This is a genomic window from Mycolicibacterium chlorophenolicum (genome assembly GCF_001044235.1).
Taxonomy (GTDB): domain Bacteria; phylum Actinomycetota; class Actinomycetes; order Mycobacteriales; family Mycobacteriaceae; genus Mycobacterium; species Mycobacterium chlorophenolicum.
Genome location: NZ_JYNL01000001.1, coordinates 145,950 through 166,259, shown reverse-complemented (window position 1 = coordinate 166,259; position 20,310 = coordinate 145,950). Strand labels below are relative to the sequence as shown.

The following is a 20,310-nucleotide window of genomic DNA, read 5'->3' as shown; positions in this document are numbered from 1 at the left end:
TTGACGTACATGCGCAATGCCCGATGGCTCGGCCTGCTCGGCGTCCTGTGGATCGCTGCGGGCCTGCTCGCCCCCGGCGCGGCGGCCGAGCCGCCGCTGCGGCTGCCGACCTACCTCACCGACCGGGCGGGGGCGCTCGACGCCGCCGGTACCGGTGAGGTTCAGGGGGCGATCGACCGGCTGTACAACGATCGGCGCATCCGGCTGTGGGTGGTCTACGTCGACGACTTCTCCGGCCAGGACGCGCAGGCCTGGGCGCAGAGCACCCGCCAGCGCAGCGATCTGGGTGACCAGGACGCGATCCTGGCGGTGGCGACCGTGGACCGGGCCTACGCCTTCCTCGCGCCGACCGATGCGCTGGGCGGCGTCGACATCGACAAGCTCCGCCGCACCGAGGTCGAACCCCTGTTGCGCGACGGCAACTGGGCCGGCGCCGCCGTCGCCGCCGCGAACGGCCTGAACAAGACGAGCGGTTCGGGCAGCTGGCTCGGGATGGTCATCGCACTGGGCGTCATCGTGGTGGCGCTCGTGGTGCTGGTGTTCTGGCAGCGCCGTCGACGGCGGCGCCGCCGGGAGGCCGAGATCGCCGCCGCCCAGCGGGTGGACCCGTCGGATCCGGCCGCGCTGGCCGGGGTGTCCCTCGAGGCGCTCGACGAGCTGTCCCGCCGGATCGTGGTCGAGGTGGACAACGAGGTGCGCACCAGCGAGAGCGAATTGGCGCTGGCGGTCGAGGAATTCGGCGAGCAGGACACCGCGGCGTTCAGCCGCGCGGTCGCGGGCGCCAAGACCACGCTGGCGCAGGCGCTCAACGTCCGGCACATCCTCGACGACGCGGTGCCCGAGACACCGCTGCAGCGCCGCGACCTGCTGACCCGTGTGGTGGTCGCCGCCGCGAAGGCCGACCAGGAACTCGAGGCCCAGCGTGAGGCGTTCGCCCAGCTGCGCGATCTGGTGATCAATGCCCCGAGTCGGCTCGACACGCTGACCCAGCAGGTGGTGGACCTGACCGCGCGGCTGGACCCCGCCGGGCAGACATTGGCACGGCTGAAGTCGCAGTTCGCCGAGACGGCTCTCGTGTCGGTCGCCGAGAACATCGACGAGGCCCGGCAGCGGCTGACCTTCGCCGAGCAGAACATCGACACCGCCCGCGACCTGGTGGCCCGACCGGCCGACCGGCAGGGCGGCCTCGTCGACGCCATTCACGGGGCCGAGGCCGCGCTGGGGCAGGCCCGCACGCTGCTCGACGCGGTGGACAGCGCGTCGACCGACATCAACCGGGCGGTGGCCGGGCTCCCGGCCGCGATCGCCGACGCGCAGAACGGCATCACCGCCGCGGGTGCCCAACTGGCGCAGGGCAGTATCGCCGTGGCGACCCAGCTCAGCGCGGCCCGCGACGCCGCCGTGCAGGCCGTCTCGCACGCTCAGAGCCTGGGCGCCGCCGATCCACTCGGCGCGTTCACCCGGCTGACGCAGGCCGACGCCGAACTCGACCGGCTGCTCCACGACGTCGCGCAGGAGCGCGAGACCACCGAGCGGCTGACGCGCACCTACGACCAGGCGTTGTTCACCGCGCAGTCGCGGGTGCGCGCGGTGTCGGACTACATCGACACCCGCCGCGGCGTCATCGGCCCCGAGGCGCGTACGCGACTGTCCGAGGCGGTGCGCCAGCTGCAGGCCGCGCAGGACAAGCGGGCGGCCAACCTGAACGAGGCGATCGCCCACGCCAACGGCGCCGCGATGCTCGCCGCGCAGGCGCAATCGCTGGCCAACGACGACGTCGTCGCCGCCCAGCGTCACTACAGCGGACCGTACGGCGGTGGCGGCGGGGGCCAGATGGGTGCCGTCATCGGCGGCATCATCCTCGGCAACGTGCTGTCCGGCGCGATGCGCGGCGGCTTCGGCGGCGGCGGGTTCGGCGGCGGTTTCGGCGGCGGCGGCTTCGGCGGCGGAGGCGGCGGGATGAGCGGCGGCGGCGGCGGGATGAGCGGCGGCGGCGGCCGCTTCTAACCTTGTGCGCGAGCGTGCGTGTCTGCGGCCAACACGCCGCGTGAATCCCTGACTTCACGCACGTTCGTCATCCCCAACCACTCGTAGTTATCCCCAGACGACCCCGCTGGTGTCATGCGGGCGCCCGCGGGTGTGCACACGATCGTGTCCATGACCGATCTCCCGGCACTGTTCGCCGCGCAAGGCGGCGTCGCGACCACCGCTCAGCTGCTCGAGCACCTCAGCCGGAGCCGGCTCGACCGCGACATCCTCAGCGGAGAATTGATCAAGGTGTGGCCCGGCGTCTACAGCCCGCACGTGCCCGACGCGATGACCAGATTGCGGGGCCTCGACCTGCGCGCCGGTGTCCCGGTCGCCATCTGTCTGGGCACCGCCGCGGCCGCATTCGGCTTCGACGTCCAGGACACGCACGATCTCCATGTGCTCACGCCGCCGGGCCATCAGCTGCGCGACGGCGACGGACTGGTCGTACACCGGCGCGACGGCGCCCCGCTCACACTCGTCGACGGGCGGCCCGCCACCGCGGCCGCGTGGACGGCGGTCGAAGTGGCGCGGTCGCTACGTCGCCCCCGGGCCCTGGCCACCCTCGATGCCGCGCTCCGCACGGGGACCTGCGACCGGCGGGAACTACTGGCCGCCGCGGCCAGGCAGGCCGGCAGACGCGGCATCGTCGCGGTACGGGAGTTGATCCCCCTCGCCGACGCACGAGCGGAATCACCCATGGAGAGCGAGACCCGCCTGGTGATGCACGACGGCGGTCTGCCCGCCCCGGAGCTGCAGTACGAAGTCGTCGATCGCAACGGGCGCACGTGGCGCCTCGACTTCGCGTGGCCGGACCTGAACGTTGCCGTCGAGTACGACGGCTTCGACTGGCACAGCGACCAGGAGCAGTTTCGGCGCGACCGCCAGAAGCGGGCGGCGCTCAACGAGGCGGGCTGGTGGCTGCTGTCGGTGGTATTCGACGACGTGCGCGTGCGCTCGTGGGACATGGTGCGCCGCATCGAGATTGCCCTCGAGCGCGCGCAGGCGGCGTGAGCGTGCGCGAAATCGCCGAAACTCGCGGCGTGTCGGCTGCAGACACGCACGCTCGCGTGCGGGAGGTACCCCCAGCTCTCGCGGGAGCCTCAGCAGCCCTTGAGTCGCGTCGCGAGGTAGTCGCTCGCCGCATCGATCGCGACGCGCTCCTGGGTCATCGCGTCGCGCTCGCGGATCGTCACCGCATGGTCTTCGAGGGAGTCGAAGTCCACGGTCACGCAGTACGGCGTGCCGATCTCGTCCTGGCGCCGGTAGCGCCGGCCGATCGCGCCGGCGTCGTCGAACTCGACGTTCCAGGAGCGGCGCAACTCGGCGGCCAGGTCGCGGGCCTTGGGCGACAGGTCGGCGTGCCGGGACAGCGGCAGCACCGCGACCTTCACCGGCGCCAGCCGCGGATCGAGACGCAGCACGGTGCGCTTGTCGACGCCGCCCTTGGCGTTGGGCGCCTCGTCCTCGTGGTAGGCATCGACGAGGAACGCCATCAGCGAGCGGGTCAGACCCGCTGCGGGCTCGATGACATACGGCACGTACCGGGTGTCGCTGGCCTGGTCGTAGAACGACAGGTCGACACCCGAATGCTTGGAGTGCGTGGACAAGTCGAAGTTCGTCCGGTTGGCCACACCTTCGAGCTCGCCCCACGGGTTGCCCGCGAAACCGAACTTGTACTCGATGTCGACGGTGCGGTCGGAGTAGTGCGACAACTTCTCCTTGGGGTGCTCGTAGAGCCGCAGGTTGTCCCGGTCGATACCGAGATCGACGTACCAGGCCAACCGGGTGTCGATCCAGTACTGGTGCCACTCCTTGGCGGTGTCCGGCTCGACGAAGAACTCCATCTCCATCTGCTCGAACTCGCGGGTGCGGAAGATGAAGTTGCCCGGGGTGATCTCGTTGCGGAAGCTCTTGCCGATCTGGCCGATACCGAACGGCGGCTTCTTGCGCGCCGTGGTGACGACGTTGGCGAAGTTGACGAAGATGCCCTGCGCGGTCTCGGGCCGCAGATAGTGCAGGCCTTCCTCGGTCTCGATCGGCCCGAGGTAGGTCTTGAGCATCATGTTGAAGTCGCGCGGCTCGGTCCACTGGCCCTTGGTGCCGCAGTCCGGGCAGACGATCTCGCTCATCGGCACCGAGTCCGGGTCATCGAGACCCTTCTTCTCGGCGTACGCCTCCTGCATGTGGTCCTGCCGGTGCCGCTTGTGGCAGTTCAGGCACTCCACCAGCGGATCGTTGAACACCTCGACGTGGCCGGAGGCGACCCACACCTCGCGCGGCAGGATGATGGCGCTGTCCAGGCCGACGACGTCGTCGCGGCTGGTGACCACCGACCGCCACCACTGCCGCTTGATGTTCTCCTTGAGCTCGACGCCGAGTGGCCCGTAGTCCCACGCCGACCTGGTGCCGCCGTAGATCTCGCCGGACTGGAACACCAGCCCGCGCCGCTTGGCCAGGTTTGCAACGGTGTCGATTATCGAGGAAGTTCGGGCCACGGCTCCACAGCGTAGTGGGGCCGATGCACCGCCCCGCGCCTCACATGCCGATTGACATGCACAGGCACGCATGTATCGTGAGTCCTAATGAAAATCGTTTCCAGTATCGGGGAGCAGCGGCACGATCATGCCGGCGCCCCGGCGCCCGCGCTCCCGCCGCGCGCAGTCCTCGACACCGCGGGCGACCTGCTGCGCGCGCTGGCCGCGCCGGTGCGCATCGCGATCGTGCTGCAGCTGCACCAGGAAGCCCGCTGCGTGCACGAGTTGGTCGACGCGCTCGATGTGCCGCAGCCCTTAGTGAGCCAGCATCTGAGGATCCTGAAGGCGGCCGGCGTGGTCGCCGGTGAGCGATCGGGCCGGGAAGTGGTGTACCGCCTGGTCGACGATCACCTCGCCGAGATCGTCGTCGCCGCGGTGACGCACTCGGCCGAGGACGAGGAGCCACGACCGTGACCGGGGCTATCCGCGCGACCCGGCAACGCGCCGCGCTGACCGCGCTGCTGGAGAACATCGACGACTTCCGCTCCGCCCAGGAACTGCACGACGAGCTGCGCAAGCGGGGCGAGGGCGTCGGACTGACCACGGTGTACCGCACGCTGCAGCAGATGGCCGCCGCCGGCGCCGTCGACACCCTGCGCACCGACACCGGCGAATCGGTGTACCGGCTCTGCTCGGAGCAGCATCACCATCACCTGGTGTGCCGCCAATGCGGGTCGACGGTCGAGATCTCCGGCGGTGAGGTCGAGACGTGGGCGGCCGAGATCGCCCGCAATCACGGCTTCTCCGACGTCAGCCACACCATAGAGATCTTCGGGATCTGCGGGAGCTGCGGCGCGGCGAGCCGCTAGCGCCGACGGCGCCAGCCGGCGACGGCGACGACCACCCCGACGATCGCGATGATCGGGCCCAGCACCGACCAGGTGGTGGTGTTGCTCATCGGGCTGCCGCCCACCGCTCCGACGCCCTGCAGCGTGAACAGCAGGCCGAACAGCGCGACCACGATCCCGACGACGACCAGACCAATACGCACCCCAACGACCCTAGGCCACCAGCGCGCGGCGCACATCGGCGCCGGTCGCCAGCACCATCAGCACCAGGGTGCGCAGCGCGTCGTCGGCCAGCCCCGCGGCCGGGAAGTTGTATCGCAGCAGCACATCGCCGGTCTTCTTCGGCCCGCCCGAGCCTTTGGCGCCGATCTTCTCCACCATCGACACCGTCCCCAGCAGGGTGTCCTGCGCGTGCTTGGCGACTTCGGCGCGCATCGCCGCGTTGAGCGGCAGATCCCAGGCCAGCACCTGCGTCAGGGACACCATCTCCAGACCCTCGGCGATCGTCACCACCCGCAGCGAGGCGAACGTCTGCTCGTGCTGGACGGTCAGCGCGCCGTCGTCCTCGCGCTGCACCGGCAGGATCTCGGCCAGCACCGCGGGCAGACGCTCGGCGAGCTCCATCACGCCCTGCCGAAGCGCCTGTTGCGGTGCACGTACTCCTCGCACGCCGCCCACAGGTCACGGCGGTCGTAGTCGGGCCACAGCTTGTCCTGGAAGACGTACTCGGCGTAGGCGGCCTGCCACAGCAGGAAGTTGCTCGCCCGCTGCTCCCCCGAGGTGCGGATGAACAGGTCCACATCGGGGATGTCGGCGCGGTGCAGGTGTTTGGCGAAGCTCGCCTCGCTGATGCGGGCGGGATTGATCTTGCCGTCGACCGCCTCCTGGGCCAGTTGACGTGCCGCCTCGACGATCTCGGTGCGGCCGCCGTAGTTGACGCAGTAGTTGATCGTGATGACATCGTTGTCGACGGTCATCTCCTCGGCGATGTCGAATTCCTTGATGACGCTGCGCCACATCCGGGGCCGCGACCCCACCCAGCGCATCCGCACGCCCATGTCGTTGAGGTTCTCCCGGCGGCGGCGCACCACCTCGCGGTTGAAGCCCATCAGGAAGCGGACCTCGTCGGTGCTGCGCTTCCAGTTCTCGGTCGAGAACGCGTACACCGTGAGGTGCTTGATGCCGAGCTCGATCGCTCCGCAGGTGATGTCGATGAGCACCGCCTCGCCCATCTTGTGACCCTCGGTGCGGCCGAGCCCGCGCTGGGTGGCCCACCGTCCGTTGCCGTCCATCACCACCGCGACGTGCTGGGGCACCTGGTCGGCCGGGATCTGCGGCGCCGCCGCCTTGGAGGTGTGCTGCGGCGGGCGGGCGAACTTGCCGTTGGTCTTGGGCGGCAACTCCGGGAAGATCACCGGCCAGGAGGACTTGTCCGGGAACGTCGGATAGTCGTCAGGCGCCGGGGGCAGCTGAGGGTAGCTGTTCTTGCCCTTCCGCCTCCCGGTCCGTTCCGTTGCCATGCGCCACATCCTGCCTGATGGTCTGCCCGCTCTTCCGGTCCACCCGCTCCACGAGGGGCAAAGTCCGCAACTGTCGTTCCAAATGCCACTGCAGGTGCGCGGCCACCAGTCCGCTGGCCTGGCTGCGATGCGACGCAGTGGACGTCTGGGCGTGCTCCCAGTCGCCCTCGTACAGCGCCGCCATCAGATCGACCACCCCCTGGGGCGGGGTCACCGAGCCCGACGGCCGGCAGTGCACGCACACGCTGCCGCCCGCGGCGACATGAAAAGCCCGGTGCGGGCCCGGGGCGGCGCACCGGGCACACTCCGTCAGCGCCGGCGCCCATCCGGCGATCCCCATCGCGCGCAGCAGGTAGGCGTCGAGCACGAGTTCGCGGGGGCGGGCACCGTCGGCCACCGCGCGCAGCGCGGCCACGGTGAGTCGGTGCAGGGCGGGCGCGGGCGCGTGTTCCTCCCCGGCGATCCGCTCGGCGGTCTCGAGCATCGCGCAGGCGCAGGTGTAGCGGCCGTAGTCGCTGACGATGTCGGAGGCGAACGCGTCGATCGCGGCCACCTGGGTGACGATGTCGAGATTGCGGCCGGGATAGAGCTGAACATCGATGTGCGCGAACGGTTCCAGCCGCGCCCCGAACTTGCTGCGGGTGCGCCGCACCCCCTTGGCCACCGCGCGCACCAGCCCGTGATCGCGAGTGAGCAGACTCACGATCCGATCGGCTTCACCGAGCTTGTGCTGACGCAGCACCACCGCCCGGTCGCGGTACAGACGCATCTGGACAGTCTTCCACTGTTCGCGGGTGAAACCGAGTTCGCAGCGCCGATACTCTGGACAGTGATGGCCGCAACTCCCGCTCCCCGCACCCGCTTCCCCACTCTGGGAAACCAGCTCTTCGCCCTCGCCAGCGGCAGTACGACGTCCGTCGACCTGGTCCGCCGGTCCCTCGACGCGATCGAGGCGAGCCAGCCGACCCTCAACGCCTTCCGCGTGGTGCTCCGCGAGTCCGCGCTCGCCGAGGCGGCCGCCGCTGACCGCAAACGCGCTGCCGGACACAGCAATTCGGCCCTCCCCCTGCTCGGCATCCCGATCGCGGTCAAGGACGACGTCGACGTCGCCGGCGTGCCGACCCGGTTCGGCGCCGACGGTGAGGTCACCGAGGCCGGCGCCGACGCCGAGGTGGTGCGGCGCCTGCGCGCGGCCGGCGCGGTGATCGTCGGCAAGACCAACACCTGCGAGCTGGGCCAGTGGCCGTTCACCAGCGGGCCGGCGTTCGGGCACACCCGCAACCCGTGGTCGCGTGAGCACACCCCGGGCGGATCGTCGGGCGGCAGCGCCGCGGCCGTCGCGGCGGGTCTGGTGGCCGCGGCGATCGGCTCCGACGGGGCGGGCAGCGTGCGCATCCCCGCCGCGTGGACGCACCTGGTCGGCATCAAACCGCAACGCGGACGGATCTCCACGTGGCCACTTGCCGAGGCGTTCAACGGGATCACGGTCAACGGGGTGCTCGCCCGCACGGTCTCCGATGCCGCGCTGGTGCTCGATGCGGCCTCGGGCAACGCCCCGGGTGATCTGCACACCCCGCCGCCGGTGCAGGTGTCCGACCACGTGTCGCGCGCCCCCGGTCCGCTGCGGGTCGCGCTGTCGACGAAGTTCCCGTACACCGTGTTCCGGGCGACGCTGCACCCGGAGATCCGCGCGGCGCTCGAGGCGGTCGCGCAGCAACTCGAACAGCTCGGCCACACGATCGTCGCCGCAGACCCCGACTACGACCTGCGCATGTCGTGGAACTTCCTGGCCCGCTCGACGGCGGGGATCCCGCACTGGGTGGACCGGTTGGGGCACCGGGTGGTCTGGGACAAGCGCACGGTGGCCAACGCCCGGATGGGGCGGCTGCTCTCCGAGCACGTCCTGCGCAAGGCCCGCGCCCACGAGGCGGTCACCCGGCAGCGGATCGGCTGGATCTTCAACCTCGCCGACGTGGTGCTCGCCCCGACCACCGCACTGCCCCCGCCCCGGGTCGACGCGTTCGACGGGCGCAGCGGCCTGGCCACCGACCGGGCGATGATCCGCGCCTGCCCGGCCACGTGGCCGTGGAATCTGCTGGGTTGGCCGTCCATCAACGTGCCGGCGGGGTTCACCTCCGACGGGTTGCCGATCGGTGTGCAACTGATGGGCCCGGCCCACAGCGAACCGCTGCTGGTCTCGTTGGCGGCCGCCCTGGAAGCCGTCAACGGCTGGGCGGTCCATCAGCCGGAGAACTGGTGGGACACCCGCGCCGCGGCCCCGCCGGCGGAGACGAATCTGCCCGCTCCGCACTCGGTCGCCGACGAGGTCGCGTAGTCTCCCGGCTGTGACCGCCTCCTCGATCCTGCGCGCGCTGCCTGCCGCGGTGCTGGTGGCGGGCGCGATCGTCGGGACTCCGGCCGCGCACGCCGACAACAAGCGCCTCAACGAGAGCGTCGTGGTCAACGTCTTCACGATTCAGAAGCAGCACGGCTGCCCGACCGAGATCAAGATCAACCCGCAGCTGCGGCTGGCCGCGCAGTGGCACACGAACGACGTGCTCAACAACCGCGCACTCGACGGTGACATCGGCTCCGACGGCTCGACCGCACAGGACCGTGCCAACAAGGCGGGCTTCGTCGGCACGGTCTCGGAGACGGTGGCGATCAATCCGGCGCTGGCCATCAGCGGCATCGAGATCCTGAACCAGTGGTACTACCGGCCCGACTACATGGCGATCATGAGCAATTGCGCCAACACCCAGATCGGCGTGTGGTCGGAGAACAGCCTGGACCGCAGTGTGGTGGTCGCGGTGTACGGGCAGCCGACCTAGAAGCCCAGCCGGCCGAGCTGCTTGGGATCGCGCTGCCAGTTCTTCGCGATCTTCACGCGCAGGTCGAGATAGACCTTGGTGCCGAGCAGCTTCTCGATCTGCGTGCGCGCGGCGGTGCCCACCTCGCGCAGCCGGGCGCCGCCCTTGCCGATCACGATGCCCTTCTGGGAGTCGCGTTCGACGTAGAGGATGGCGTGGACGTCGATCAGATCGTCTCGGCCCTCACGGGGTTCGACCTCGTCGATCACCACCGCCAGCGAGTGCGGCAGCTCGTCGCGCACACCTTCGAGCGCGGCCTCGCGGATCAGCTCGGCCATCAGCACTTCTTCGGGTTCGTCGGTGAGTTCCCCGTCGGGGTAGAACGCGGGGCCGGGCGGCAGCTGCGCGACGATCACGTCGGTGAGGACGTCGAGCTGCGTGCCCGACGTGGCCGAGACGGGCACGATCTCGGTGTCCGGGCCGACGAGCTCGCTGACCGCCATCAACTGTTGCGCCACAGCGTCTTTGGACACCTTGTCGATCTTCGTGACGATCGCGACGAGGGTGGTCTTCGGCGCGACGGCGCGGATCTGCTCGTAGATCCAGCGGTCCCCCGGACCGATCTTCTCATCGGCGGGGATGCACAGCCCGATCACGTCGACCTCGGAGTAGGTGTCCTTGACCAGATCGTTGAGCCGCTGCCCGAGCAGGGTGCGCGGCCGGTGCAGGCCCGGGGTGTCGACGAGCACGATCTGGAAGGTGTCGCGGTGCACGATGCCCCGGATCGTGTGCCGGGTGGTCTGCGGGCGATTCGACGTGATCGCGACCTTGGCGCCGACCAGTGCGTTGGTCAGCGTGGACTTGCCGGTGTTGGGCCGTCCGACGAAACAGGCGAAGCCGGAACGGAATTCGTCGCTCATCGCGGGTTGCCGGCCCTGTCGGTGACGATGACCGCCGCATCGGCGGACAGTTCGCGCACCGCGGCGAGGCCGGGATCGTCGTCCCCGCCGCCGACGAGCACGGCAGCCTCCAGACCCGTCGCGCCGCTGGACACCGCCGCCGCGACGGCGGCCTGCAATGCGGTCAGCTCCAGCGCGGCCAGCGTCACCGGCGCACCCGCGTAGGTGCGGCCGTCGGCGTCACGCACCGCCGCCCCGCTGGCGGCCTCGGCGCGGCCCATCGCGCCACGCGCCAGCACGACGAGTTTGGCGTCCTCGGTATCGAGTTCGGTCATTCCCGTCCTTCCTGTCCGTCGCCGTCCGGCTCGGATTCGGGTTCGGTGGGACTGACCAGCACGGTGCCGACACGGACGCGGCCGCGGGGGTCCGGTCCGCCCTCGGCGCGCAGCATCAGTCCGTCCCAGGTGATCTCGGCGCCCGGCAGCGGCACCCGGCCCAGTTCGAGGGCGAGCAGGCCGCCGACGGTGTCGACGTCGAGGTCCTCGTCCTCCTCCAGGTCGTAGAGCTCGCGCAGATCCTCGATGGGCAGCCGTGCCGACACCCGGTACTGCCGGTCGCCCAGCTCCTCGACCGGGGCGACCTCGTCGGTGTCGTACTCGTCGGCGATCTCGCCGACGATCTCCTCGAGCACGTCCTCGATCGTCACCAGCCCGGCGATCGCGCCGTACTCGTCGACCAGCAGCACCATGTGCACGCGGTCGAGTTGCATCTCGCGCAGCAGCGCGTCCAGCGGCTTGGAGTCGGGCACGAACGCCGGCTTGCGCATCACGTCGGACACCTTGGTGTCCCGGCCGCCGTTCCTCGAGGAGTAGGTGCGCTGCACGAGGTCCTTGAGGTAGACCACGCCGACGACGTCGTCGACGTTCTCCCCGATCACCGGGATGCGCGAATGCCCGCTGCGCACCGCCAACGACGTGGCTTGACCCGCTGTCTTGTCACTTTCGATCCACACCATCTCGGTGCGCGGCACCATCACCTCGCGGGCCGGGGTGTCACCGAGTTCGAACACCGACTGGATCATCCGGCGTTCGTCGTCGGCCACCACGCCGCGCTGCTGGGCCAGGTCGACGACCTCGCGCAGCTCGATCTCCGAGGCGAACGGTCCGTTGCGGAACCCGCGGCCCGGCGTCAGCGCGTTACCGATGAGCACCAGCAGCCGGCTCACCGGCGCCAGCACCACCGAGATGCCCTGCAGCGGAAGGGCCGACACCAACGCGATGGTGTACGCGTTCTGCCGGCCCACGGTACGCGGGCCCACACCGATGGCCACGAAGCTGATCACCGTCATGATCGCCGCGGCGGTCATCAGGCCGCCACTGACACCGAGGAAGTCGTCGAGGTAGGCCGCCAGCAGCACCGTCGCGCTGACTTCACACGCGATACGCAGCAGCACAACGAGATTGATGTATCTCGGCCGGTCGACCATCACCTGCGCCAGCCGGACGGCGCCGGGGCGCTCGTCGCGCACCAGCTCCTCGACCCGGGCGATCGACACCGTGCTGATGGCGGCGTCGATCGCGGCGAAGAGACCGGCGAAGCCGATCAGGAAGATCGCGCCGATCAGCTGTCCGAGCCCGGTCACAGAGTGTCGCCGTGGTTCAGATCATCGAAATATCGGGACTTGTCCAGCAGCCTGCGGTCCTTCTCGTTCTGCCTGTCCTGGTGGTAGGCCTCGACCTGCTCGGCCACCCACTCCTCGAGCAGCTGCCGCTGCAGCGCGAACATCTCTTTTTCCTCGTCGGGTTCGGCGTGGTCGTAGCCCAGCAGATGCAGCACGCCGTGCACGGTCAGCAAGGCCAGTTCCTGACCGAGGGTATGCCCGGCGTCGGCGGCCTGGCCGGCGGCGAACTCGGGACACAGCACGATGTCGCCGAGCATCTCCGGGCCCGGCTCGGGGGCGTCGGGCCGCCCGCCGGGTTCGAGCTCGTCCATCGGGAAGCTCATCACGTCGGTGGGGCCCGGCAGATCCATCCAGCGCATGTGCAGATCGGCCATGGCCGCGGAGTCGAGCAGCACCATGGACAGCTCGGCGGCGGGGTTGACGTCCATCTTCCGGATCACGAAGCGCGCGACGCTGACGAGTTCGGACTCGGAGACGTCGATGCCCGACTCGTTGGACACCTCGATGGTCATGGGTCGCGTTACCGCCTCGGCCGGTTCCCGTTGCCCGATGCGCGTCGCTGCGCCCGGTTCATCAGGCTCGGCTCCTCGGCCCGGGCATAGGCGTCCACGATCTCGGACACCAGCCGGTGCCGGACCACGTCGGCACTGGTGAGTTCGGCGAAGTGGATGTCGTCGATGCCGGCGAGAATGCGTGTCGCGGCGTTCAGCCCCGACGGCGCCCCACCGGGCAGGTCGACCTGCGTGATATCGCCTGTGACAACGATTTTCGAGTTGAAACCCAGCCGGGTGAGGAACATCTTCATCTGCTCGGCGGTGGTGTTCTGCGCCTCGTCGAGGATGATGAACGCATCGGAGATCGTGCGGCCGCGCATGTAGGCCAGCGGCGCGACCTCGATGACCCCGGCGCTCATCAGCTTCGGGATCAGCTCGGGGTCCATCATGTCGTGCAGCGCGTCGTACAGCGGGCGCAGGTACGGGTCGATCTTCTCGCTCAGCGTGCCGGGCAGGAAGCCGAGACGCTCCCCCGCTTCCACCGCGGGCCGGGTCAGGATGATGCGACTGACCTGCTTGGTCTGCAGGGCGCTGACCGCCTTGGCCATGGCCAGATACGTCTTGCCGGTGCCGGCGGGGCCGATGCCGAACACGATGGTGTGGTTGTCGATCGCGTCGACGTAGCGCTTCTGGTTGAGCGTCTTGGGCCGGATCGTCTTGCCGCGCCGGTTGAGGATGTCCAGCGTCAGCACCTCGGCCGGCGACTCGTCGACCGTGCCGTCCTGCATACCGGTGAGCATCGCGACGCTGTGGCGCACCGCGTCGGGCGTCAGCCGCTGGCCACTGCCGGCGATCTCGATCAGCTCGGAGATCGCCCGCTCGGCCAGCGCGACGTCGGCCGGTTCACCGGACAGGGTCACGGCGTTGCCGCGGGCATGGATGTCGGCGGAGAGCAGAGTCTCGAGTGCCCGCAGATTCTCGTCGGAGCGGCCCAGCAGGCCCACGACCAGGTCGGGCGGAACGGTGATGGTGCTGCGGACCTGTGATGCGTCCGAGCCTGCGTTCGTCTCGCGGGGCGTCACGTGGGCTTTTCTGCCTGCTTCCTGTGCTGATCGAGTCTTTGACGTCCCAGTTTAGCGCCGCGGCGAAACAGGTCCAGTCGATATGCGGGCCGGCCGGGAGCGGACCGGCACCGGCCACCAGAACCAGCGGCCCAGCAGGGTGGCGATCGCCGGCATCATGAAGGCCCGCACGACGAACGTGTCGAACAGCAGTCCCAGCCCGATCGTGGTCCCGACCTGCGCCATGATCCGCAGGTCGCTGACCACCATCGATGCCATGGTCAGCGCGAACACCACCCCGGCGACGGTGACCACCGAACCGGTCCCCCCGATGGCGCGGATGATGCCGGTCCTGATGCCCGCGCCGACCTCCTCCTTGAACCGGGACACCAGCAGCAGGTTGTAGTCCGATCCGACCGCGATCAGCGCGATGATCGACAGTGCGAGCACCATCCAGTGCAGCTCGATGCCGACGATGTGTTGCCAGATCAGGATCGAGATGCCGAACGACGCGCCCAGCGACAGCGTGACGGTGCCGACGATCACCAGAGCCGCGACCAGGCTGCGGGTGAGCACCAGCATGATCGTCAGCACCAGGCCCAGCGCCGAGACGACCGCGATCATCAGGTCGTACCGGGAGCCGTCCGACATGTCCTTGAACGTGGCCGCGGTGCCGCCGAGCTGGATCGTCGCGTCTTCGAGCGGGGTGCCCTTGAGCGCCTCGATCGCCGCGATCTTGATGGGTTCGACGCGGCGCAGCGCCTCCTCGGTGGTCGGGTTGCCGCGGTGCGCGACGAGCATCCGCACGGTCCTGCCGTCGGGTGAGAAGAAGCTCTCCATCGCCCGCTGGAAGTCCTTGTTGTCGAACACCTCGGGCGGCAGATAGAACGAGTCGTCATTGCGGGCGGCGTCGAACGCCTTGCCCATCTCGGTCGAGTTGCGGGTGAGTTCGTCCATCTGGTCGTAGAACCCACCCATCGTGGCGTAGGTGGTCAGCATCATCTGCCGCATGCTCTCCATGGTCTGGATCATCGGCGGGAACGTCGCGAGCATCTGCGGCAGCAGGGTTTTCATCTCGTCCATGTTCACCACGGCCTTGTCGAACGTGTCGGTCATCGTGCCGATGCCGTCCATCGAGTCGAACAGCGAGCGGAACGACCAGCACAGCGGGATGTTGTAGCATCGCGGTTCCCAGTAGAAGTAGTTGCGGATCGGCCGGAACTGATCGTCGAAATTCGCCACCATGTCCCTCAATTGGTGCACGGTGTCGCGCATCTCGGCCATGTCGTCGATCATCTCGGTGGTGATGCCGGAGAACCTCGACATCAGCCCGTACATCGTCTTCATCGTGTCGATCGTCTTCGCGATGTCGTCGGCCTGCGTGCGCATGTCGGTGATGCGGTCCTTCATCAGCTTCATGTTCTGCTGCTGACCGACGCCCTGCATGCTGATCAGGAAAGGGATCGACGTGTGCGCGATCGGGGCGCCGTCGGGCCGGCTCGGCGCCTGCACCCGGGCCACGCCCTCCACGGCGAAGACGCGCTTGGCCAGGCGGTCGAGGATCAGGAAGTCCGACGGGTTGCGCAGATCGCGGTCGGCCTCGACGATCAGGACCTCCGGGCTCATCCGGGACAGGGAGAAATGCTGCGTGGCGGCCTGCAATCCGGCGTTGGCGGGAATGGACGCCGGGATGTAGCGCGTGTCGTCATAGCTGGTCTGATAGCCCGGCAGCGCCACCAGTCCGATCAGCGCCAGCGCCAGCGAGGCGACCAGGATGGGGCCGGGCCAGCGGACCACCGTGGTGCCGACCCGCCGCCAGGCGCGGATCCGCAACGCGCGCTTGGGTTCCAGCATGCCGAAGCGGCTCGCCACGGTGATGATCGCCGGGCCGAGTGTCAGCGCGACCGCCACACCGGCGACGATGCCCACCGCACACGGGATGCCCATGCTCTGGAAGTACGGCATCCGGGTGAAGCTCAGGCAGAACATCGCCCCGGCGATGGTCAGCCCCGATCCGAGCACCACATGCGCTGTGCCGCCGAACATCTCGTCGTAGGCCTGCCCGGGGTCGGCGCCCGAGGCGCGCGCCTCCTGGTAGCGCCCGACCAGGAAGATCGCGTAGTCGGTGCCCGCAGCGACGGCCAGCGACACCAGCAGGTTCACCGCGAACGTGGACAGCCCGATGATCTGGGCGTTGCCCAACGCGGCGACGACGCCGCGCGCGACCGACATCTGGACCCCGACCATGATCAGCAGCAGCACGACGGTGGTGACGGAGCGGTAGAAGAACAGCAGCAGCACCACGATGACGGCGAACGTGACGGCCAGGATCCGCGCCATGCTGCTCTCGCCGGCGATGTTGACGTCGGCGGTCAGCGCCGCGGGCCCGGTGACGTGGATGCGCACGCCCGGCGGGGGCGCCAGGTCGCCGACGATGTCCCGCACCGCCTGCACCGATTCGTTGGACGCGGTCTCGCCCATGTTGCCGGCCAGATACAGCGTGACGTAGGCGGCCCGGCCGTCGGAGCTCTGGGCCGCGGCCTCGGTGAGCGGGTCGCCCCAGGTGTCCTGGACGTCGCGGACGTGGGTGCGGTCGGCTTCGAGCCGGTCGACGAGGGTGTCGTAGTAGGCGTGCGCGTCCTCGCCGAGCGGCTGGTCGGCGTCGAGCACGACCAGCGCGATCGAATCGGATTCGGACTCGCCGAACAGCCGACCCATGTCGGCCATCGCCTGCATCGACGGCGCATCGCTGGGGCTCATCGACACCGCGTTGCGCGCGGCCACCACCTCGAGCTGGGGCACCAGCAGCGTCAGCGCGACGACGACCAGCAGCCAGGCCAGGATGATCGGGACCGCCAGCCGGCGGATCCACCGCGCAGCGACCGTCATGCCGACTTGGTGAAGCAGTAGACGTAGGCGGTCACGTTCGACGCCGCGCGCTCGTCCTTGACGACGCCGTCGGCCAGGATGCGGCAGCCGAGGAAGTCGCTGTCACCCTGGGCGACAACGTTTCCCACCATCGCCGGGGACGTGGTCTGCACCTCGATGGCCCACGGCAGGGCGGCGCCGACGATCTGGTTCGGGTCGCCCTCGTCGTCGATGTAGTTGATGTCGGCCGTCGCGCCCGGGTTGCCGAAGATCTCGTAGCGCACGACCTTGGGGTCGGACCTGTTCGCATCGGAGGAGGCGCTGCCCGCGTACGTCGGCAGGGTGTGCGAGCCAAAGATGCCGCGGATGCGCCACACCGCCAACCCTGCGACGGCGACGACGATCACCAGCACGAGCGGGATCCACGCTCGGGTCAGACGGGTGAGAATCGGGAGTCCTTCGATCGGCGCCGCGGGCAGTCTGTTGTAGGGCAGGCTAACCTACCTCGACGGCCGGGTGGGGCCTACCTCGTCACTGACGGGTCACGCCCAGCGAGCCGTCAGCACCCCGAGTGCCCCGAGCGCGACCGCGGCCGCCGTCGACGTGCGCAGCACCGTCGGGCCCAACCGAACCACCACCGCGCCCGCGTCGGTCAACGTGGCCAGTTCGGCGTCGGTGAGGCCGCCCTCCGGTCCCACGACCAGCGTCACCGCGTCGGTGCCCGACAGCGGCACCTCGCTCAGCGGGCGGGTGGCCGACTCGTGCAGCACCAGCACGGTGCCCGGACGCGCCGCCCGCACCCGGTCGGCCAGTTCGGCGGTCGACACCACGCCGTCGACGGTGGGGATGTGGGGACGCCGCGACTGCCGCGCGGCCGCGCGTGCCACCGCGCTCCACCGGCGCAGACCCTTGTCGATCTTCGCGGCGCCGTCCCAGCGCGCCACACAGCGGGCGGCCTGCCACGCGACGAAGGCGTCGGCACCCACTTCGGTGGCCAGCTCGACGGCCAGTTCTGCGCGCTCGGACTTGGGCAGCGCCTGCACCACCGTCACCGTCGGCGTGGGGCGGTCGATGTGCCGGCGCTCCTGTACGCGTGCCGTCAGCCGGCCCTTGGCGACGTCCTCGACGACGCAGTGCGCGACGGTTCCCGCCCCGTCACCGAGGTCGAGTTCCTCGCCGGGACGGATGCGGCGCACGGTGGCGGCGTGGAAGCCCTCGTCTCCCTCGACGACGGCCACGTCACCGGCGCCGGGAACGATGTCGATGTAGAAGAGGGTCCGCACCCGTCGCGACCTAGCGGCCGGTGAACGTCTCGCGCAGCCGGGAGAACAGCCCGCCGCCGTTGTTCGACGCCGCGGCCGCCGAACTGCGCACCTGGGCGGTGTCGCGGTGGCGTTCCTTGTAGGCGCGCAGAAGTTCCACGTCATCGTGGTCGAGCCGGGACGGCACCACGACGTCGATGTGCGCGTGCAGGTCACCGCGTACGCCGGAGCGCAGGTGGGGCATGCCGTGGCCGCGCAGCGTGGTCACCGACCCGGGCTGCGTGCCCGCTCCGATGGTGATCTCGGTCGGACCGTCCAGGATCGCGTCGACGGTGACCGAGGTGCCCAGTGCGGCGTCGACCATCGGCACCGAGATCGTGAAGTGCAGGTCGTCGCCGTCGCGGACGAAGACGTCGTGGGGCTTCTCGTGCACCTCCACGTAGAGGTCGCCCGCCGGCCCGCCGCCGGGCCCGACCTCGCCCTGGGCCGCCAACCGCACCCGCATGCCCTCGCCGACACCGGCCGGGATCTTCACGCTGATCTCGCGACGGGCCCGGACGCGGCCGTCGCCGGCGCACCGGTTGCACGGGTCGGGGATCACCTCGCCGACGCCGCCGCACACCGGGCAGGGTCGCGACGTCATGACCTGGCCCAGCAGCGACCGCTGCACGGTCTGCACCTCACCGCGCCCGTGGCAGGTGTCGCAGGTGACCGGCGTCGAGTTGCCGTGGGTGCCCTTGCCGTGGCACAGGTCGCACAGCACCGCGGTGTCGACGGTGACCTGCTTGGTGACCCCGGTCGCGCACTCCTCGAGGTCGAGGCGCATCCGCAGCAGCGAGTCCGAGCCCGGCCGGACCCGGCCGATCGGGCCGCGTGACGTCGCGCCGCCGCCGAAGAACGCTTCGAAGACGTCGCCGAGGCCACCGAACCCGCCGAAGCCACCGCCGGCGGCGCCGGCGGATTCCAGCGGGTCGCCGCCGAGGTCCACGATCCGGCGCTTCTCCGGGTCGCTGAGCACCTCGTAGGCGGCGCTGACCTCCTTGAAGCGCGCCTGCGCCTCTTCGTCGGGGTTGACGTCGGGGTGCAGCTCGCGGGCGAGCTTGCGATAGGCGCGCTTGATCTCCGTCTCACTGGCGCCCTTGCTCACTCCGAGCAAGCCGTAATAGTCGCGTGCCACGCTCAACCTCTCCTACCCGTCGCTCCGCGCGGTATACCCCGATCGGGGCCGCACGGATCAGCGGTTACCTAGGACTTCGCCAATATAAAGAGCAACTGCGGCGACGTTGGCGATGGTTCCCGGATAGTCCATCCGTGTGGGACCCAACACACCCATGCCGCCGAAGACCTTGCCAGAACTACCGTAGGCGGTGCTCACCACCGAGGTGCCGGCCATCTGTTCGGCCTCGGTCTCGTGCCCGATGCGCACCGTCACCTTGCCCGCCTCCTGCTGTTTGGCCAGCAGTCGCAGCACCACCACCTGCTCCTCGAGCGCCTCGAGCACCGAGCGCAGCGAGCCGCCGAAGTCGGCGGTGTTGCGGGTCAGGTTCGCCGTCCCGCCGAGCAGCAGCCGCTCCTCGGTGTGCTCGACCAGGGTTTCGACCAGCACGGTCGCCGCCCTGCCGACCGCGTTGGCCAGGCCGCCCTGCCCGTTGAGGTGGGAGGCCAGGTCGGACACCGCGATCGAGGCCGCGGCCAGCGGCTTGCCTTCGAGTGCCTGCCCGAGCAGTTCGCGCAGCTGCGCGAGCTGACCGTCGTCGATGCCGTCGCCGAGTTCGACGATGCGCTGGTCGACCCGGCCCGAGTCGGTGATCACGACCAGCAGCAGCCGCGCAGGGGTCAGCGCGACGACCTCGAGCCGTCGCACCGACGAGGTGGACAGCGTCGGGTACTGCACGACCGCGACCTGGCGGGTCAGTTGGGCGAGCAGCCGGACCGCCCGGCGCAGCACGTCGTCGAGGTCGACACCGGATTCGAGGAACGTCAGGATCGCGCGCCGCTCCGCGCTCGACATCGGCTTGACGTCGTCGAGGCGGTCGACGAACTCCCGGTAGCCCTTCTCGGTGGGCACCCGGCCGGAGCTGGTGTGGGGCTGGGTGATGTAACCCTCGGCCTCCAGCACCGCCATGTCGTTGCGGACCGTCGCGCTGGACACCCCGAGGTTGTGCCGCTCCACCAGGGTCTTGGACCCGATGGGCTCCTTGGTCGCGACGAAATCGGCGACAATCGCGCGGAGAACTTCGAATCGACGCTCGTCGGCGCTGCCCATTGTTCACCCCACCTCATCGAGATCGTGACCGTCGGGTCCAGTTTACGGTGCTCAGCAGCGGTGTTCTCGACCGAGCGGCCCTGGGCGGGAGGCCGG

The 20,310-nt window shown here is 69.7% G+C and carries 21 protein-coding genes; 6 read left to right on the top strand and 15 right to left on the bottom strand.

Annotated elements, in window-relative coordinates; translation table 11 throughout:
* The first annotated feature begins 9 nt into the window (after positions 1-9).
* Both MCHLDSM_RS00715 and MCHLDSM_RS00710 read left to right on the top strand, forming a co-directional pair.
* Complete coding sequence (locus MCHLDSM_RS00715) at positions 10-2,007, top strand: TPM domain-containing protein (protein ID WP_048468396.1); 1,998 nt, start codon at positions 10-12, stop codon at positions 2,005-2,007.
* A 150-nt stretch (positions 2,008-2,157) separates the two neighbouring features.
* The gene (locus MCHLDSM_RS00710; protein ID WP_109788710.1) at positions 2,158-3,042 is read left to right on the top strand and encodes a type IV toxin-antitoxin system AbiEi family antitoxin domain-containing protein; all 885 of its coding nucleotides are present in this window, start codon (positions 2,158-2,160) and stop codon (positions 3,040-3,042) included.
* Between the two features lie 89 nt (positions 3,043-3,131).
* Here MCHLDSM_RS00710 and MCHLDSM_RS00705 read toward each other — a convergent pair whose 3' ends face one another.
* A complete protein-coding gene (locus MCHLDSM_RS00705; RefSeq protein ID WP_048468394.1) occupies positions 3,132-4,526 on the bottom strand; it encodes a glycine--tRNA ligase in 1,395 nt (464 codons plus the stop codon).
* A gap of 87 nt (positions 4,527-4,613) precedes the next feature.
* Between MCHLDSM_RS00705 and MCHLDSM_RS00700 the strand changes: the two genes are divergently transcribed.
* Positions 4,614-4,979: an ArsR/SmtB family transcription factor gene (locus tag MCHLDSM_RS00700; RefSeq protein ID WP_048468393.1), complete on the top strand. Its 366-nt coding sequence runs from the start codon at positions 4,614-4,616 to the stop codon at positions 4,977-4,979.
* Positions 4,976-5,374, top strand: coding sequence for a Fur family transcriptional regulator (locus tag MCHLDSM_RS00695; protein ID WP_048468392.1), 399 nt, complete (start codon positions 4,976-4,978; stop codon positions 5,372-5,374). The genes MCHLDSM_RS00700 and MCHLDSM_RS00695 overlap by 4 nt, the downstream gene beginning before the upstream one ends.
* On the opposite strand, the gene MCHLDSM_RS00690 is transcribed toward MCHLDSM_RS00695, so the two are convergent.
* The 4 genes from MCHLDSM_RS00690 to recO are packed head-to-tail and all read right to left on the bottom strand — an operon-like array spanning position 5,371 to position 7,642.
* The gene (locus MCHLDSM_RS00690) at positions 5,371-5,556 is read right to left on the bottom strand and encodes a hypothetical protein (RefSeq protein WP_048468391.1); all 186 of its coding nucleotides are present in this window, start codon (positions 5,554-5,556) and stop codon (positions 5,371-5,373) included. The genes MCHLDSM_RS00695 and MCHLDSM_RS00690 overlap by 4 nt on opposite strands.
* Before the next feature lie 10 nt (positions 5,557-5,566).
* A complete protein-coding gene (locus tag MCHLDSM_RS00685) occupies positions 5,567-5,977 on the bottom strand; it encodes a hypothetical protein (RefSeq protein ID WP_048468390.1) in 411 nt (136 codons plus the stop codon).
* Positions 5,977-6,873, bottom strand: a complete 897-nt coding sequence (locus tag MCHLDSM_RS00680; RefSeq protein WP_048468389.1) for a decaprenyl diphosphate synthase — start codon at positions 6,871-6,873, stop codon at positions 5,977-5,979. The genes MCHLDSM_RS00685 and MCHLDSM_RS00680 overlap by 1 nt, the downstream gene beginning before the upstream one ends.
* Positions 6,806-7,642, bottom strand: coding sequence for a DNA repair protein RecO (gene recO / locus MCHLDSM_RS00675; protein WP_048419236.1), 837 nt, complete (start codon positions 7,640-7,642; stop codon positions 6,806-6,808). Before recO ends, MCHLDSM_RS00680 begins: the two co-directional genes overlap by 68 nt.
* Before the next feature lie 63 nt (positions 7,643-7,705).
* Here recO and MCHLDSM_RS00670 point away from each other — a divergent pair, with 63 nt between their 5' ends.
* Together MCHLDSM_RS00670 and MCHLDSM_RS00665 are read left to right on the top strand one after the other, a co-directional pair.
* Entirely contained in the window at positions 7,706-9,208 is a 1,503-nt protein-coding gene (locus tag MCHLDSM_RS00670) for an amidase (protein ID WP_048468388.1), read from the top strand.
* A gap of 10 nt (positions 9,209-9,218) precedes the next feature.
* On the top strand, positions 9,219-9,704 hold the full coding sequence (locus MCHLDSM_RS00665) for a CAP domain-containing protein (protein ID WP_048468387.1): 486 nt from the start codon (positions 9,219-9,221) through the stop codon (positions 9,702-9,704).
* On the opposite strand, the gene era is transcribed toward MCHLDSM_RS00665, so the two are convergent.
* The 10 genes from era to hrcA form a co-directional block, all read right to left on the bottom strand.
* Positions 9,701-10,603 carry a GTPase Era gene (era, locus tag MCHLDSM_RS00660; RefSeq protein ID WP_048468386.1) on the bottom strand — a complete coding sequence of 301 codons (903 nt, stop codon included), beginning with the start codon at positions 10,601-10,603 and terminating at the stop codon, positions 9,701-9,703. The genes MCHLDSM_RS00665 and era overlap by 4 nt on opposite strands.
* Entirely contained in the window at positions 10,600-10,917 is a 318-nt protein-coding gene (locus tag MCHLDSM_RS00655; RefSeq protein ID WP_048468385.1) for a cytidine deaminase-like protein, read from the bottom strand. The genes era and MCHLDSM_RS00655 overlap by 4 nt, the downstream gene beginning before the upstream one ends.
* Positions 10,914-12,224 carry a hemolysin family protein gene (locus MCHLDSM_RS00650; RefSeq protein ID WP_048468384.1) on the bottom strand — a complete coding sequence of 437 codons (1,311 nt, stop codon included), beginning with the start codon at positions 12,222-12,224 and terminating at the stop codon, positions 10,914-10,916. The genes MCHLDSM_RS00655 and MCHLDSM_RS00650 overlap by 4 nt, the downstream gene beginning before the upstream one ends.
* A complete protein-coding gene (gene ybeY, locus MCHLDSM_RS00645) occupies positions 12,221-12,775 on the bottom strand; it encodes an rRNA maturation RNase YbeY (protein WP_048468383.1) in 555 nt (184 codons plus the stop codon). Before ybeY ends, MCHLDSM_RS00650 begins: the two co-directional genes overlap by 4 nt.
* Positions 12,776-12,783: 8 nt before the next feature.
* A complete protein-coding gene (locus tag MCHLDSM_RS00640; RefSeq protein ID WP_048468382.1) occupies positions 12,784-13,839 on the bottom strand; it encodes a PhoH family protein in 1,056 nt (351 codons plus the stop codon).
* 51 nt (positions 13,840-13,890) lie between these two features.
* On the bottom strand, positions 13,891-16,707 hold the full coding sequence (locus MCHLDSM_RS00635) for an MMPL/RND family transporter (RefSeq protein ID WP_048468381.1): 2,817 nt from the start codon (positions 16,705-16,707) through the stop codon (positions 13,891-13,893).
* A complete protein-coding gene (locus tag MCHLDSM_RS00630; protein ID WP_082168613.1) occupies positions 16,704-17,123 on the bottom strand; it encodes an MmpS family transport accessory protein in 420 nt (139 codons plus the stop codon). Before MCHLDSM_RS00630 ends, MCHLDSM_RS00635 begins: the two co-directional genes overlap by 4 nt.
* Before the next feature lie 105 nt (positions 17,124-17,228).
* Positions 17,229-17,969, bottom strand: a complete 741-nt coding sequence (locus tag MCHLDSM_RS00625; RefSeq protein WP_048468379.1) for a 16S rRNA (uracil(1498)-N(3))-methyltransferase — start codon at positions 17,967-17,969, stop codon at positions 17,229-17,231.
* A gap of 10 nt (positions 17,970-17,979) precedes the next feature.
* On the bottom strand, positions 17,980-19,125 hold the full coding sequence (gene dnaJ, locus MCHLDSM_RS00620) for a molecular chaperone DnaJ (RefSeq protein WP_048468378.1): 1,146 nt from the start codon (positions 19,123-19,125) through the stop codon (positions 17,980-17,982).
* A 57-nt stretch (positions 19,126-19,182) separates the two neighbouring features.
* On the bottom strand, positions 19,183-20,214 hold the full coding sequence (hrcA, locus tag MCHLDSM_RS00615) for a heat-inducible transcriptional repressor HrcA (protein ID WP_048419247.1): 1,032 nt from the start codon (positions 20,212-20,214) through the stop codon (positions 19,183-19,185).
* Positions 20,215-20,310: the final 96 nt, after the last annotated feature.

Coding starts and splice junctions, on each gene's coding strand:
- MCHLDSM_RS00685 (WP_048468390.1), bottom strand. CDS start 5,977: ATGGAGCTCGCCGAGCGTCTGCCCGCGGTGCTGGCCGAGATCCTGCCG.
- MCHLDSM_RS00710 (WP_109788710.1), top strand. CDS start 2,158: ATGACCGATCTCCCGGCACTGTTCGCCGCGCAAGGCGGCGTCGCGACC.
- MCHLDSM_RS00670 (WP_048468388.1), top strand. CDS start 7,706: ATGGCCGCAACTCCCGCTCCCCGCACCCGCTTCCCCACTCTGGGAAAC.
- hrcA (WP_048419247.1), bottom strand. CDS start 20,214: ATGGGCAGCGCCGACGAGCGTCGATTCGAAGTTCTCCGCGCGATTGTC.
- MCHLDSM_RS00680 (WP_048468389.1), bottom strand. CDS start 6,873: ATGGCAACGGAACGGACCGGGAGGCGGAAGGGCAAGAACAGCTACCCT.
- MCHLDSM_RS00700 (WP_048468393.1), top strand. CDS start 4,614: ATGAAAATCGTTTCCAGTATCGGGGAGCAGCGGCACGATCATGCCGGC.
- MCHLDSM_RS00635 (WP_048468381.1), bottom strand. CDS start 16,707: ATGACGGTCGCTGCGCGGTGGATCCGCCGGCTGGCGGTCCCGATCATC.
- MCHLDSM_RS00655 (WP_048468385.1), bottom strand. CDS start 10,917: ATGACCGAACTCGATACCGAGGACGCCAAACTCGTCGTGCTGGCGCGT.
- MCHLDSM_RS00715 (WP_048468396.1), top strand. CDS start 10: ATGCGCAATGCCCGATGGCTCGGCCTGCTCGGCGTCCTGTGGATCGCT.
- era (WP_048468386.1), bottom strand. CDS start 10,603: ATGAGCGACGAATTCCGTTCCGGCTTCGCCTGTTTCGTCGGACGGCCC.
- recO (WP_048419236.1), bottom strand. CDS start 7,642: ATGCGTCTGTACCGCGACCGGGCGGTGGTGCTGCGTCAGCACAAGCTC.
- ybeY (WP_048468383.1), bottom strand. CDS start 12,775: ATGACCATCGAGGTGTCCAACGAGTCGGGCATCGACGTCTCCGAGTCC.